The 14,444-nt window shown below is 72.0% G+C and carries 12 protein-coding genes and 1 pseudogene; 3 read left to right on the forward strand and 10 right to left on the reverse strand.

All coding sequences use genetic code 11. From position 1 onward, the window contains the following. Positions 1-35: 35 nt before the first annotated feature. Positions 36-1,778, reverse strand: coding sequence for a proline--tRNA ligase (locus ACFWGZ_RS14920; RefSeq protein WP_382452050.1), 1,743 nt, complete (start codon positions 1,776-1,778; stop codon positions 36-38). A gap of 134 nt (positions 1,779-1,912) precedes the next feature. On the opposite strand from ACFWGZ_RS14920, the gene ACFWGZ_RS14925 reads away from it, so the two are divergent. Then, complete coding sequence (locus ACFWGZ_RS14925) at positions 1,913-2,272, forward strand: VOC family protein (RefSeq protein WP_382452051.1); 360 nt, start codon at positions 1,913-1,915, stop codon at positions 2,270-2,272. 609 nt (positions 2,273-2,881) lie between these two features. Here ACFWGZ_RS14925 and ACFWGZ_RS14930 read toward each other — a convergent pair. Beyond that, complete coding sequence (locus ACFWGZ_RS14930) at positions 2,882-3,844, reverse strand: GNAT family N-acetyltransferase (RefSeq protein ID WP_382452052.1); 963 nt, start codon at positions 3,842-3,844, stop codon at positions 2,882-2,884. 86 nt (positions 3,845-3,930) lie between these two features. On the opposite strand from ACFWGZ_RS14930, the pseudogene ACFWGZ_RS14935 reads away from it, so the two are divergent. Further along, positions 3,931-4,365: pseudogene (locus tag ACFWGZ_RS14935) on the forward strand (SAM-dependent methyltransferase); the annotation flags it as partial. 16 nt (positions 4,366-4,381) lie between these two features. Then, complete coding sequence (locus ACFWGZ_RS14940; protein ID WP_382452053.1) at positions 4,382-4,708, forward strand: hypothetical protein; 327 nt, start codon at positions 4,382-4,384, stop codon at positions 4,706-4,708. A 109-nt stretch (positions 4,709-4,817) separates the two neighbouring features. Here the strand turns inward: ACFWGZ_RS14940 and ACFWGZ_RS14945 are convergent, their stop codons facing one another. The 8 genes from ACFWGZ_RS14945 to ACFWGZ_RS14980 all read right to left on the reverse strand — a co-directional run bounded on the left by ACFWGZ_RS14945 (position 4,818) and on the right by ACFWGZ_RS14980 (position 14,402). After that, entirely contained in the window at positions 4,818-6,362 is a 1,545-nt protein-coding gene (locus ACFWGZ_RS14945; protein WP_382452054.1) for a DEAD/DEAH box helicase, read from the reverse strand. Between the two features lie 222 nt (positions 6,363-6,584). Beyond that, complete coding sequence (locus ACFWGZ_RS14950; RefSeq protein WP_382452055.1) at positions 6,585-7,547, reverse strand: serine protein kinase RIO; 963 nt, start codon at positions 7,545-7,547, stop codon at positions 6,585-6,587. A 206-nt stretch (positions 7,548-7,753) separates the two neighbouring features. After that, complete coding sequence (gene yaaA, locus ACFWGZ_RS14955; protein WP_382452056.1) at positions 7,754-8,482, reverse strand: peroxide stress protein YaaA; 729 nt, start codon at positions 8,480-8,482, stop codon at positions 7,754-7,756. Positions 8,483-8,743: 261 nt separating this feature from the next. Then, positions 8,744-9,958, reverse strand: coding sequence for a uroporphyrinogen-III C-methyltransferase (gene cobA, locus ACFWGZ_RS14960; protein ID WP_382452057.1), 1,215 nt, complete (start codon positions 9,956-9,958; stop codon positions 8,744-8,746). Positions 9,959-10,009: 51 nt separating this feature from the next. Next, entirely contained in the window at positions 10,010-10,726 is a 717-nt protein-coding gene (locus ACFWGZ_RS14965) for a PIG-L deacetylase family protein (RefSeq protein ID WP_382452058.1), read from the reverse strand. A 47-nt stretch (positions 10,727-10,773) separates the two neighbouring features. After that, complete coding sequence (locus ACFWGZ_RS14970) at positions 10,774-11,550, reverse strand: S1 family peptidase (protein ID WP_382452059.1); 777 nt, start codon at positions 11,548-11,550, stop codon at positions 10,774-10,776. 124 nt (positions 11,551-11,674) lie between these two features. After that, positions 11,675-13,045, reverse strand: a complete 1,371-nt coding sequence (locus ACFWGZ_RS14975) for a M36 family metallopeptidase (RefSeq protein ID WP_382452060.1) — start codon at positions 13,043-13,045, stop codon at positions 11,675-11,677. Positions 13,046-13,145: 100 nt separating this feature from the next. Continuing rightward, positions 13,146-14,402, reverse strand: a complete 1,257-nt coding sequence (locus ACFWGZ_RS14980) for a cobalamin biosynthesis protein (RefSeq protein WP_382452061.1) — start codon at positions 14,400-14,402, stop codon at positions 13,146-13,148. Between the last annotated feature and the right edge of the window lie 42 nt (positions 14,403-14,444).

The following is a 14,444-nucleotide window of genomic DNA, read 5'->3' on the forward strand; positions in this document are numbered from 1 at the left end:
GGCCCACGGCCTGCCCGGCGTTTCCGTTGTGCTTGTCAGCCCCGGACGACGCTCACCAGGTGCTCGACGACCTCGGCCACCGGCACGTCGGTGCGCTCGCCGGACTTGCGGTCCTTCACCTCGACGACGCCGTCCTTCAGGCCGCGGCCGACCACCAGGATCGTCGGGATGCCGACGAGCTCGGCGTCCGCGAACTTCACGCCGGGGCTCGCCTTGCGGTCGTCCAGCAGGACCTTCAGGCCCTTGCCGCTGAGCTGCTTCGCGAAGTCCTCACCGGCCTGCAGGAGCGCCTCGTCCTTGCCGGCGACGACGACGTGCACGTCCGCGGGCGCCACGTTGCGGGGCCAGATCAGGCCGCGGTCGTCGTGCGACTGCTCGGCGATCGCCGCGACGAGGCGCGAGACGCCCACGCCGTACGAGCCCATCGTGATGCGGACGGGCTTCGAGTCGGGGCCGAGCGCGTCGAGCGAGAACGCGTCCGCGTACTTGCGGCCCAGCTGGAAGATGTGGCCGATCTCGATGCCGCGCGCGGCGACCAGCACGCCCTTGCCGTCCGGCGACGCGTCGCCCTCGCGGACCTCGGCGACGTCGATGACGCCGTCGGGCGTGAAGTCGCGGCCCACCACCAGGTCCACGACGTGGTGGTCGGCCTTGTCCGCGCCGGTGACCCACGCGGTGCCCTTGACGACGCGGGGGTCGGCGAGGAAGCGGACGCCGTTGCCCTGGATCGCGCCCGGACCGATGTAGCCCTTGACCAGGAACGTGTTCTTGGCGAAGTCGGCCTCGTCGAGCATCGCGACCTCGGCGGGCTCCAGCGCGGCCTCGAGGCGCTTGAAGTCGACCTCGCGGTCGCCGGGCACCGCCACGGCCAGCAGCTCCCACTCCTTGCCGGGCTGGCGGAGCTTCACCAGGACGTTCTTCAGGGTGTCGGCCGCGGTGAACTCGCGGTCGGTGTTCGCGTTGAGGAAGTCCACCAGCGACTCGATTGTGGGCGTGCCCGGCGTGTGGTGCACCTGCGCGGCGGGCTTGTCCTCGATCGACTGCTCGGCGGGCACGGGCGTGGTGACGGCCTCGACGTTCGCCGCGTAGCCGGACTCCGTGCTGCGCACGAAGGTGTCCTCACCCGTCTCGGCGACGGCCAGGAACTCCTCGGACGCCGACCCGCCCATCGCACCGGACGTGGCCGACACGACGACGTAGTCGAGGCCGAGGCGGTCGAAGATGCGGATGTAGGCGTCGCGGTGGTCCTGGTAGGACTGGCTCAGGCCCTCGTCGGTGAGGTCGAACGAGTACGAGTCCTTCATCAGGAACTCGCGCCCGCGCAGAATGCCCGCGCGGGGACGCGCCTCGTCGCGGTACTTGGTCTGGATCTGGTAGAGCGTGACCGGGTAGTCCTTGTAGGAGCTGTACTCGCCCTTGACGGTGAGCGTGAACAGCTCCTCGTGCGTGGGGCCGAGCAGGTAGTCGGCACCCTTGCGGTCCTTGAGCCGGAAGATGTTGGGCCCGTACTCCTCCCACCGGTTGGTCGCCTCGTAGGGCTCCTTGGGCAGCAGGGCGGGGAACTGGATCTCCTGCGCGCCGAACGCGTCCATCTCCTCGCGGACGACGGTCTCGATGTTGCGCAGCACCCGCAGTCCCAGCGGCAGCCAGGAGTATCCGCCCGGCGCGACGCGGCGGACGTAGCCGGCGCGCACCAGCAGCTTGTGGCTGGGCACTTCGGCGTCGGCCGGGTCCTCGCGAAGAGTGCGCAGGAACAGCGACGACATCCTGGTGATCACGGTGGGTACTCCTCGTTCACGGGCTGTCGGAGCAGCCTACTGGTTGCCCCGTCGGCGACTGCGCGGCGGCGGCTGCCACCACCTCTGAACTGCACTTCCGAAAACTGTCAGACCCCCTGAGTAGCGTCCCCTCCATGCCGCTGACCATTGCCATGATCACGATCGACACCGGCGACGCCCGCAAGCTCGCGCAGTTCTGGACGGCCGCCCTGGGCACTCAGATCCAGGACGACTGGGGCGAGTTCATCGTCCTCGCCCCGAACACCGAGGGCGGCCCGGCCGTCGGCATCCAGCAGGTACCGGACGCGACCCCGGGCAAGAACCGCGTCCACTTCGACTCGCACGTGCCCGACCGCAAGGCGGAGGTCGCGCGGCTGGTCGGGCTGGGCGCGACCGAGGTGGCGGTGCACAGCGTGCCCGGCCTGGTCTGGTCCGTGCTGGCCGATCCGGATGGCAACGAGTTCTGCGTCGGGCAGGCGGGCGAGGAACTCTAGGCGGGGCGTGGTGGGCCGGGGAGCGCGCCCCTCGGGCTCGGTCGGCCTGGATCCGGTCGGCCTGGGTCCAGGTGGCCGGTCGGCCTAGGTCCAGTCGGCCCGGTCGGGTCCAGCCTGACCAGCGTCTCGCCAGCTTGGCCCCACGCTGGTCAGGCCCAACCCGGTCAGGCCCCAGCCACACGGGTCCCACGCTGGTCGGGTCCCACGCTGGTCAGGCCCAACCCGGTCGGTTCCAGGCCGGTCGGGTCCCACGCCTGTCGGGCCCCAGGCCTGTCGGGCCCCAGGCCTGTCGGGCTCAAGACGGTCTGTCCCAGCCCGTTAGGCCCTAGGCCGCTCGGGTCCCAGTCCGACCGGCCTCAAGCCAGCCAGGCCCAACCCGGTCGGGCCAGCCTGCTCGGCCCCAGCCCGCTCGGGCCCAAGCCGGTCGGTCCCAAGCCAGGAGGTCCCAAGCCGCTCAGTCAGAAGTCGCTCAGGCCCAGCCCGCTCAAGCCCCAGGACCTCAGGTCCCAGCCCGGTCAGCCCAGCCCAGGGAGCCCCAGCCCACCAGCGCTCAGCCCGCCAGGTCTCAGCCCACCAGCTCTCAACCCGTCAGCCCCAACCCACCAGCCCTCAGCCCGCCAGGTCCACCGGCAGCCCGTAGTCGGTCCACGTCCGCACCACCCCGAACCCGGCGCGGTCGTAGACCCCGAGCGCCCCGGTCGGGTTGATCGAGTCCACGGACAGCCCGGCGCGCTGGTAGCCCTGCGCCCTCGCCTGGACCAGGGTCCGGCCGAGCAGGGCCGCGGCCACGCCGCGTCCGCGGTGCGGCGCGAGCGTGCCGACGTCGCCGATCCACAGCTCGCGCACGCCGGTCGTCTCCTCGACGACCGGGTAGTGCCGGGACAGCACGAACCCGACCACGGCGCCCTCGTGCAGCGCCAGGAAGGAGGTGTCGCGGACGAACCGCGGGCTGTCGGTGAACGACTCGGCCCACTCCCGCGGGCTGAGGTCGACGGAGCCCCAGTGGCCGCGGAACGCCTCGTTGCAGACCAGCCGCAGCTCCTCGTCGCGGGACGGCGTAGCCGGGACGACCTCGTAGCCCGCCGGGACCGGGACCTGGGCGAGTGACTCGCCCAGTGCCACCTCCAGGTCGTGGAAGTGGCGGTCCGCGCGGAACCCCAGCTGCTCGGCCAGCTCGCGGTGGCCGGTGGCGCGGTGGTCGACCATGGTGCACACCGCCAGCGGCATCGTGGGGTGGCGGGCGACGTGGAGATCGCGCGCCATCTCGGTGAGACGCCGCAGCAGCCGGCGGCCGATGCCCCTGCGCCGGAACTCGGGGTGCACGGTGCCGGCGAGCCGGATTCGTTGTGTGCCAACGGGGTTGTCGCGCGGTTCGAACAGTCCGTAGGCCGCCAGGACGCCGTCTGCGGCCACTCCGACCGAGCGGTCGTGCAGGCCGGGCTTGGCGAGCTCCTCGCCGAACTCCTCTTCGGACCGCGGGTCGCCGAGGTCGTCGAACGCGTCGGCGGCGTTGTGGAGCGCGGCCACCACCGAGGTGTCCGCTGCCGTGAGCGTGCGCCACACGAGTTCCACGCCGACCGACGCTACGGGGAGGTGGTGAGACCGACAACCGAATAACGCGTTGCCCCGCCCTCGCGGGGAACGTCATCCTGCGTGCGATGACGACTCCGGAGATCGCACCGCTGCACGAGGACCTGACGTTCCACGGTCCCCTGTCCGACCAACGGGCCGCCCGCCTGATCCGCTCGCTGCACCCGCTGGACGACGCCCACGTGTTCGACGCGGGCTGTGGCTGGGCGGAGTTCCTGCTGCGGGTGCTGGAGGCCGAGCCCACCGCGACCGGGACGGGCGTGGACCTCGACGCCGCCGCCATCGCGCACGGCCTGGCCAACGCCGACGCGCGTGGCCTGAGCTCGCGCGTCGACCTGCGGGTGGGCGACGTGGCCCAGTTCCAGCCGGACAGGCCGGTGGACGTGGCCGTCGTCAACGGCGCCAGCCAGGTCTGGGGCGGGGATCCGTTGCAGCACACGGCGAACGCGCTGACGGCCGTGCGGTCGCTGCTGCGGCCGGGCGGGAAGCTGTTGCGGCCGGGCGGGAAGCTGTTGCTGGGTGAGGGGTTTCTGGGAACGCGAACCGACCGGCGAGCAACTGGCGGCGATGCCGATCCCCCGCAACCAGTACGGGTCGCTGGCCGACCTGGTGGACCTCGCCCACACCCACGGCTACCGGCTGCTGGGCGTGGAGCAGGCGAGCCTCGACGAGTGGGACGTGTTCGAGAACGGCCACGGCCTCGCCTGGGAACGCTGGCTGCGCGCCAACCCGGACTCCCCGCACGCGGACGAGGTCAGGGCGCGGGCGGACACCCACCGCGGCTACCGCCTGCGCGGGTGGCGCGGCACGCTCGGCCTGGCCTACCTGACGCTCCAGGCGCCGTAGGGGCCGGAGCCAGGCGCGGCACCCGGTTCACGGGCAGGCACCCGCGAAGCCACCACACGGCGAAGGCCGCCTCCCCCATCGGGAAAGGCGGCCTTCACGCGAACGATCGTCAGTGCTGCGGCGCCCGGCGCGGGCGACCCGTCCGCTCGGTGCGGCCGAACGTGCGACCGCCCTCGGAGCGCTCCGCGCGGCGCGGACCGCCGCGGAACTCGCCGCCCTCGGTGCGACGGCCGGAGCCACCGCGGTACTCACCGCGGCCACCCGTGGCCGGAGCACCGAACCGGCGGCCGGAGCCACCGCTGCGGCGGGCAGGCTTCTCGCGTTCCACGATGGGCTCGCCGGACGGGATGCGGGCGCCGGTGATGCGGACCAGGTCCTCGTCACCGGGGCGCACCTTCGTGCTCTCCGGGCGGATGCCGGCGCGGGCGGCCATGCCCTGCACGGCGCGGCGCTGGTCGTGCGTGACCAGCGTGACGACCGTGCCGGACTGACCGGCGCGCGCCGTGCGGCCCGCGCGGTGCAGGTAGTCCTTCGGGTCGGCCGGCGGGTCGACGTGGACGACCAGCGACACGTCGTCGACGTGGATGCCGCGCGCGGCGACGTCCGTGGCGATCAGGACGGGCGTGGTGCCCTCGCGGAACTCGCCGAGCACCCGCGTGCGGGCGCTCTGGGCCTTGCCGCCGTGCAGCGCGCCGGCGTGGACGCCGACCGAGCGCAGCTTCTTGGCCAGGCGGTCGACGTGGTGCTTGGTGCGCACGAACATGATCGTGCGGCCCTCGCGCGCGGCCACCTCGGTCACCACGTTCTGCTTGTCCTCCTGGGACACGAGCAGCAGGTGGTGCTCCATGGTCGTGACGCTCGCGGTGGGCGGGGCCACCGAGTGCGTCACCGGGGAGTGCAGGTACTGGCGGACCAGCTTGTCGACGTCGCCGTCGAGCGTCGCGGAGAACAGCAGGCGCTGCCCGTCCTGCGGGGTCAGGTCCATGATCGCGCGGACCTGGGGCATGAAGCCCATGTCGGCCATCTGGTCGGCCTCGTCCAGCGCGGTGATCTCGACGGAGCCGAGGTCGCACGTGCCCTGGCGGACGTGGTCGGACAGCCGGCCCGGCGTGGCGATCAGCAGGTCGACGCCGCGGCGCAGGTGGTCGATCTGGCGCGGGAACGACGTGCCGCCGACGACGACCCGGCACCACAGGCCCAGCGCGCGGGCGTGCGGCATGAGCGCCGTCTCCACCTGCATCGCGAGCTCACGGGTGGGGACGAGGATGAGACCGCGCGGCTTGTGCGGCGCGGAACGGCCGCCGGCGAGGCGGGTCAGCATCGCGAGACCGAACGCCAGCGTCTTGCCGGAGCCGGTCTGGCCGCGGCCGAGGATGTCCTTGCCCGACATCGAGTCGGGCAGGGTGGCCGCCTGAATGGGGAACGGCTCGGTGATCTCGTTGGCGGCCAGCGAACGGATCAGCGCGTCGGAAAGGCCGAGCTCGGCGAACGAGGGCAGCGGGCCTTCCGGCAGCGTGCTCTCGAAGTGCTCGGCGACGATCGGTTCCTCGACCCGCGCTTGCGGACGCGAGGAGTTGCCCTGGCGGCCCGAGCGGCGCCGCGGTGACCTGCGGCTGGTGGAACGCTCGGAACGACCTTCGGACATGGGTGGCAAAACAAACCTCCGAGACATGGCACGTCTCAAGGCTGCCCCGCGCGTGTCGCGGTGCCAGTTCACAAGGACGGGCCCGGCGTGGTGGCCACGCCGTGATGAGTGGGTGGACGCACCGGTCAACGGCGGTCAAGCCTTCATCGGTGCTTCTTCAGTCTAGCTGATCTCCGCGAACGCGTTGCGCGCCCGGCCGTGTTGTTGGACACTGCCGGGCGCACTCGTGCGTCAGGACATCCCCGCCACGTCCAGCAACGTCGTGACCAGCGCGGACGGGTCCGCGATCTCCGGCGGCAGGCCGCGCGAGGCGAACCAGCCGCTGATGTTGCGGACGTCGCGGTCGAGGAACTCCGCGCCGCGCGGGTTCGCGACGAGGTCGACCACCTGCGGCAGGTCGATCAGGACCAACCGGCCTTCGTGGACCATCAGGTTGTACGCGGACAGGTCGCCGTGCGCGAGTCCCGCGTCGGCGAGCGTCGTCAGCGTCGCGACCAGCTGGCGCCACAGGTCGAGCAGCTCGTCCTCGTCCGGGCGGGCCTGCGCGAGCCTCGGCGCCGCGGTGCCCTCGTCGTCCCCGATGAACTCGAGCAGCAGCTCGGTGCCGCTGCGCTGCACGGGGTACGGCACGGGGGCGCCGAGCTGCCACAGCCGGGTGAGCGCGGCGAACTCCGCGACCGCCCACTGCTCCGCGATGAGGTTGCGCCCGAACGCGGTGCGGTTCGCGATGGCACGCGTCTCGCGGGACTTCTTCATCCGCCGGCCCTCGAGGTAGCCCGCGTCGCGGTGGAACATCCGGTGGTCGTTGCTGCGGTAGCGCTTGGCGGCGAGCAGGCACGCCTTCTCGCCCATCGCGCGTTCGAGCAGGAAGACGTCGGCCTCCTTGCCGGTCTTCACGATGCCGAGCTCGCGGTCCACCGCGGCCAGTTCCGTGACGAGCCAGCTCGGGTGCGGCTTCGGCCCCTGCTCGGCGTCGCCCCACGTGGACCAGCGGTCGCCGTCCTCGGGGGTGTCCTCGGCGCTGAGCTGGTCCTCGCGCAGCCGGGCGATCCGCAGCTTTTCTTCTTCGGTCATGCGACCGCGGCGGGTGGGCTCCGCGTCGTCGGTGCGCTTGGTGCGCTTTCCCTTGCGCCGCATGGTGTCGGCGTCGTCGTAAGAGGATTCGTAGCGCTCGTAGAGATCGTGCTCGCGCACGGTGGGGTCTCCCAAGGTGGTGAAGGGTGACCGCCCTGCGGCGCTCTGCGATCAAACGGTGCTGATCAGGCGCGAAGGGCGGCTGGACGGGTCGCGCGTGCGGTGCCACGTCCGAAGACAGGCTCTGACATCACGCACCTCCTCGATCCAGCCTCGACGCTTCGAGGCAGAAGACTGCCCTGCGACCCCCACCGGCCGCAACCGAATTAACCGGTGATCAGGTCCGCGGTCCCCTCGCCGGTCGGGATGATCGTCAGACCGGCCTTCTTCGCGAGCTTGACCAGGCCTTTCAGATCGCCCGGCTCGACGCTCGTGGTCGTGATCGCGCGGGCCAGCAGGCCCTTGTGCGCCTTGTTGAAGTGGCTGACGACCTTGCCCTCGGCGGTCACCACCCGCACGACGACGGCGTGCGGGACCCTCGCGAGGCTCGAGTACGCGCCGGACCGCAGGTCGACGACGAACTCGTCGGCCTCGCGCAGGACGGGCTCGAGCGACGGCTTCCACACGGCGCGCAGGCTGCCGTGCGACGGGAGCACGCTGCCGCCGGACAGCCGGTACGCGGGCACGGGGTCGCCGCCGCGCAGCACCCCGAACAGCGCCGACGCGACGGCGAGCCGCTGGTAGGCGCGCTCCTTCTCGACCTTCCTCAACGACGGGAAGTCGAGGTTGTCGTAGAGCACGCCGGTGTAGCGCAGCAGCGCGGGCGAGGTCTGCGAGGTGCGCAACGCCGCGTTGCGATGCACCTCGTCGACCTGGCGCTCGGAGATGTCGAGCGCCTTGAGGCTCGCCGGGACGTCGGCGGCGAGGTCGGCCAGCGCCGACACGAGCTTGTCGCGCACGGGGTTCAACTCGGGGAACGACAGCGCGTCGAGGTCGAGCGGCGCGCCCCGGCCGCCGATCGCCTTGGTCTCCGACGGGGGAAGCAGCACCAGCACGGTTCGAGAGCGTAGGGCAACGGCGGGAACTCGCTGAACACCTGAGGTGCCGCCTGGGGCGGAACTGGCACCTGCCGTGGAGCCCGCGGCTCGGGCCGGAGGTCGGCGAGAGCCGGCGGCAGCGGGTCGGGCCGGAGGTCGGCGAGAGCCGGCGGCAGCGGGTCCGTGCCGCCGGACCTGCTCAGCCGCGTCGGCGGCGCGCAGCCCCTCCTCGCCGGGGGTGTCGACCCGGTCAGCGCGCCGACCGGGTCGACAGGCTGCTCAGCCCGCGGCCGCCGAGTGCTCCAGGTCGGCGACCGGGCCCACCACGATGATCGCGGGCGGGCGGATCGCGTGCGCGGCCATGTCGGCCCCCAAAGTGTCCAAAGTGGAGCGAAGCACGCGCTGCGCCGCCGTGCTGCCCTCCTGGACCACGGCGACGGGCGTCGAGCCGGGACGGCCCTCCATCAACGCCGTGGCGAACGCTCCGGCGCGTTCGACGGCCATCATCAGCACGACCGTGCCCCGCAGGCGTGCGATCGCGGGCCAGTCGACGAGCGAACGCGGGTCGTCCGGTGCCACGTGGCCGGAGACGACGACCACCTCGTGCGCGACCCCTCGGTGCGTCACGGGCACACCGGCCAACGCGGGCACACCGAACGCCGACGTCACGCCAGGCACCACGGTCACCGGGATGCCGGCCTCCGCGCACGCCAGCAGCTCCTCGAAGCCGCGGCCGAAGACGTACGGGTCGCCGCCCTTCAACCGGACGACGAACTTGCCCTCCTTGGCGCGGTCGACCAGCGTCTGGTTGATGAAGTCCTGCGTCGCCGCGCGGCCGTAGGGGATCTTCGCCGCGTCCACGACCTCGACGTGCGCGGGCAGTTCCTCCAGCAGCTCGCGGGGGGCCAGGCGGTCCGCCACGACCACGTCCGCCAGCGCGAGCAAGCGCTTGCCCTGCACGGTGATCAGCTCGGGGTCGCCGGGGCCGCCACCCACGAGCGCCACGCCCACGGGCGGTTCCGCCTGGTCCGCGATGCGGCCGTCGCGCAACGCCGCCAGGAGCCCGTCGCGCACCGCGGCCGAACGGCGGTGCTCGCCGCCCGCGAGCACCCCGATCATCATGCCGTCGTGCATGCCACTGGCCGGTGTGACCGCCGTGCCCTCGACGGCGATGTCCGCGCGCACGCAGAACACACGCTGCGAGAGCGCCTCCTCGCCGATCTGCACGTTCACCTCGATGTCGGACGTGCACGCCACCACGTACCACGCGCCTTCGACGTCACCGGTCTCGAACCGGCGCTCGTGCCACCTCAGTTCCCCCGCGTCGACCATGCCCTGGACGGCGGGGGTGACGACGGGCGACACGAGATCGACGACGGCGCCGGACGCGATCAGGCGGGGCAGTCGGCGCTGCGCGACCGTGCCGCCCCCGACCACGAGGACGCGCCGGCCCCGGAGGTCGAGGCCGGCCAGGTAGTGCTGTTCAAAGGGCATGCGTAGAAGCATCCACACGCGACACGCCGTGTCCAGCCGAAGGGAACATGGTCACAGCGCGAGCAGCTCGAACGAGGTCGCGAGGACGCCCCCGAACCGCTGCCCCACGCCCTCGGCCATCCGCCTCAGGAACGGTTCCGGGTCCGCCATGTCGCCACTCAACGCATCCAGGTACGCCTTGTGGGCGCGCAACGACTCCACCGAAGCGGCGAACGAGTCGGTGATGTCCACGGCGTGCGTCGACAACGGCGAGGACGCCGCCGCCACGTACTTGACGCCGTCCCATTTCGGCAGTCCCAGGTCCTGGAACAGCCACCGGTTGCCCGCGTCGCGCACGGCGTCGACCGCCGCGCGTCCCACGGCGATGTGGTCCGCCATGTTCAGGCCGCCACCGCCGGGCCAGTTCTCGCGGAAGTTGCCGGTGATCACGACCTCCGGCCGGTGCCGGCGGATCGCGGCGGCGATGTCGCGGCGCAGCGGGACGCCGTACTCGATGAGGCCGTCCGGGTGGTCCAGGAACTCGACGTCGGTCACGCCGACCACCGCGCACGACGCGATCTGCTCCTTCACGCGCAACGGGCCGCACTCCGCGGGATCCATCGAGTCGATGCCGGCTTCGCCACGGCACGCGAGCAGGTACGCGATCTTCTTGCCCTGGGCGGTCCACCGCGCGATGGCGCCCGCACCGCCGTACTCCATGTCATCGGGGTGAGCGACGACGACCAGCGCGCTCGCCCAGTCCTCCGGCATTGCTTCAAGGTCAGACATGAGGAGCAGGGTGCGCGCCGGAGCACGCACCCTGCAACCGAACCGTCTTACAGCTGGGCGGTGATGACCGAGTTGTAGGTCGCGATGCGGCCGTACACGCCGGGGTAGCCGGCGCCGGCGCACCCGCGGCCCCAGGAGGTGTCACCGATGAGCTTGCCGCCGTAGACGAGCGGGCCACCGGAGTCGCCCTGGCAGGTGTCCGTGCCGCCCTGCGGGAAGCCCGCGCAGACCATGGAGCTGTTGCTGTACTGGGAGTACGCGGTCTTGCAGGTCGAGTCCGACGTCAGCGGCACGTTCGCCTGCAGCAGGTACCGCGAGGCGGACCCGCCGGAGGACGTGGTGCCCCAGCCGAGGATGAGCGCGGAGTTGCCGGCCGCGTAGAGCGCGGTGTCCGACGGGGTGGCGAGCGGCAGGGTCGCCGAGCTGATGTTGCGGTCGAGCGTCAGCACGGCGACGTCGTAGCCGGCGGTCGCGGTGGTGTAACTCGGGTGCACCCAGATCCGGGTCACGGACGCGACCGTGCCCGCGGTGCTCTGCTTGTCGTCACGCCCGTGCACCACGCGGGTGCTGGACGCCGAACGGCCCGCGACGCAGTGCGCGGCGGTGACGACCTTGTTGGTCTTCACGAGCGTGCCGCCGCAGAACTGCGAACCGGACGAGGAGGCGAGGTAGACGACCCACGGGTAGGTCGAGGTGCTCGCCCGCGTGCCGCCGACGATCATCGGCGAGACCTCGTCGGCCTGGGCGGCCGGGGCGGTGAAGAAGATGCTCGCGAGCGCGGACACCACGACGGACACGATCAGGCGATGCAGGGTTTTCGCCATGTTGCCAGTCCTTCCCGATGACGCTGTGTGTGCAGGGAGTGGAGCACTAGCCCACACAGCGTCACCGGGCGGGATTCGGCGGCGTAACCGCCATTAGTCGGAGATGTCCGGCTTGACCGTTGACTCAGCCGATACCGCGCGCGGTGAACGCGGCCTGGACCGTGGCGGCGTCCTTGTCGCCGTGGAGCTTCCTGGCCGCGGCGACCACGGCCTTGGCGGCAGCGGCCATCGTGGTCGACGGCGAGTACGAGAACTGGGACTCCAGCACGATCTTCGCGGACTTGTCGCGGCCGAACGCCTTGTAGACGTCGAAGAGCGCGCGAGACCAGATCTGACCGTCGTGGTGCACCTCGCCGTTGCGGTCGGCGTACTTCAGCTCGGTGTCCGTGCGGCGCAGGCAGTGCGGCGTCCCGGCCGTGTACGCCGTGGCGTCCCAGTCCATGATGCACGCCAACGGGGTCAGCGCCGTGTCCTCGGCGTCGCGCGAGGACAGGACCAGCGCCCACCAGTCTCCGAAGCCCTCGCCGATCGAGCCCGCCTCCGTGCTGGAGCCGAAGCCCGGCACCTGGGCGTCCTGGATGGCGTGACCGAGCTCGTGCCAGACGACCTCGACGTCCTCGGCGTCGTCCACACCGCCGCTGCCGAAGGTGATCTGGTCCTTCGACGGGTCGTAGAACGAGTTGTCGTCGGTCAGGCCGATCGTGGTGATCTTCTGCGGCTCGTTGTTGACGTTCGTGAACCCGAGCCCCTGGATGTACTTCTGCGCCTCCGTCACACCCCAGTAGGCGTTGACCTGCTCGAAGTAGTCGTTGGCGCGGGTGTACTCGAACCTGTTGCCCTTGTTGTACGCGAGCTTGCCCTTGGCACCCGTGGCGGTCGCGTACCTGCCCTTGAGGTAGCCGGAACCGTCCAGATCGGACAGCGCGACCGTCCGGTACGCGGAGGCGGGTACGGCCGAGTCGGCGTCGTTCGCGTCCGCGAGGCCCTGGTTCTGCAGCGCGGCGACAGGGTTGGGGCTGAACACCCTGCCGGTGCCGTCCGCGTGCTTGACCAGGCTCTCGGACCGCACGACCGCACCGGACCCCGCATGCACCAGCGTGCGCTCGGATCCCCTGCCGTTGTCGGAGATCACCTCGTAGACGAGGCCGGTGCCGGGCAGCACCCGCAGGTTCGCGGCCTCGGGCACACCGGCGGACTTCGCCTCGGCGGCCTCGGCGGTGACGGCGGGCGTCACGTCGACCGTCCCGACGGCGAGCCGGCCGTCGTCGACGGTCTTCTCCCCGGTCGCCTTGTCGACGTGCTCGGCGTAGTGGGCGCCCAGGACGACCTTGCCGTCGTAGGTCTGCTCGTACCAGGTGTGCCTGGCGGTCAGGGAGTCGCGGACGGCCAGCAGGCGCAGGCCCTCCTTCGGCGCGGCAGCCTGGGCGGGGGCGGCCGGCAGGGACAGGGCGACGCCCGCGGTGCAGGCGGCGGCGACGAGACGACGGGCTCTCATGTCGGTCTCCAGTGCTTCGGGCCCGGGCAGGGTGGGCCGTGTGCATGGCGACGCTAATCGGCAGGACTTCCGCGGAAACCCTACGAAAGAAGGAAAACCGTCAGTGTTCCCGCACTCCGGGAACAACAACCACGTCGGCTTCGACCGGAATGTCCAGCGTTGGCCCGGTTCCGAAAGCGACGAACGCGACCGCCGCCCCACGCGCGGCCAAGTCGTGCGCGCCCTCGTGGCGGACCTCCGTGCCGGGACGCAGGACCGACGCGACCGACTCGACCGCCGCCGGGCTGCCGACCACGAATGCCGCCCGCCGGATCTCCGCGTCCGCGCGGGGCGTCCGCTGCTCGGCGGGGCCCGGCCCGAGGCCGACCAGCGCGAGCCGGCCGCGCGGCAGCACCCGTGCCGCGGCCACGGTCACGTTGTCGCGCTTGAACTTCTCGGCGGCCAGCTCGACCGGCGCGCCGTGGCCGACCTGGTGCGCGCCGCGCAGCGCCGCCGCCTCCGCGACGCTCGCCGTGCCCATCGAGTTGCGCACCACCGAGCTCGGGTTCGGCACCCCGATCTCGGCCAGCTCCTCGGTCGGGAACGTCAGCAGCTCCGCCGTGTCGCCGTGCCAGAAACCCCAGTCCTCCACCGCGTCCACGATGCCGGGCTCGTCCGCCTTGGCGTCGGCGGTCGCGAACGCCTTGATGGCGCGCAGGTCGAGACCGCCCTGGGAGTCCAGTTCCGACAGTGCCGCGCCCACGGTCGTGGCCGACGCACCGCGCGTGGACCCCACACCGACGATCAGCGTGCGCGGCACGATCCGCAGCACGTTGTCCTTCGTCGCCGCGGCCCTGTCGTCGACCACGATCACCCACGTCGCGTCCTCGCCACCGGGCACCACGTTCGGCGGCAGCGCGGGCAGCGGGAAGTTCAACGGGTTGCGCAGCACGACCTTCTCGCCGGCCTCGATGGCCGCGACGCACGCCGCGACGTCGCCGTCCGCGGTGGCGTCGAGCTGCTCGACGAGCTCGTCCAGCACCGAGTCGATCAGCGGGCCGCCGGTGACGACGGGCGCGAGGTTCAGCACGTCCGCGATGTGCCGGGTCAGGTCGTCCGCGTCGCCCGCGAGCGCGACGGCGAAGTGCCGGTCCACGCACACCACCGCCGGGTCGGAGTCCTTGTCCCGCAACAGGGGCGCGATCAGGCGGACGGCGGACCCGGCGTCCAGGAAGAACACGGCGGCACCGAGGCGGGGCCACAGGTTCAGCGCCGCGGGCTTCACGGGACCGTCGGGCACGACGGCGTCGGAACCGAGGAGACCGGCCAGGTCGGCGGCGTCGCCGCGCTGGGCAGGTCCCGCGAACACACCGATCATGCTCGCGCTCCCCGCGGCTCGACGGCCGCGCGGCACGCGGCA

This window comes from Lentzea sp. NPDC060358 (assembly GCF_042725365.1).
In the GTDB taxonomy this organism is placed as follows: Bacteria; Actinomycetota; Actinomycetes; order Mycobacteriales; family Pseudonocardiaceae; genus Lentzea.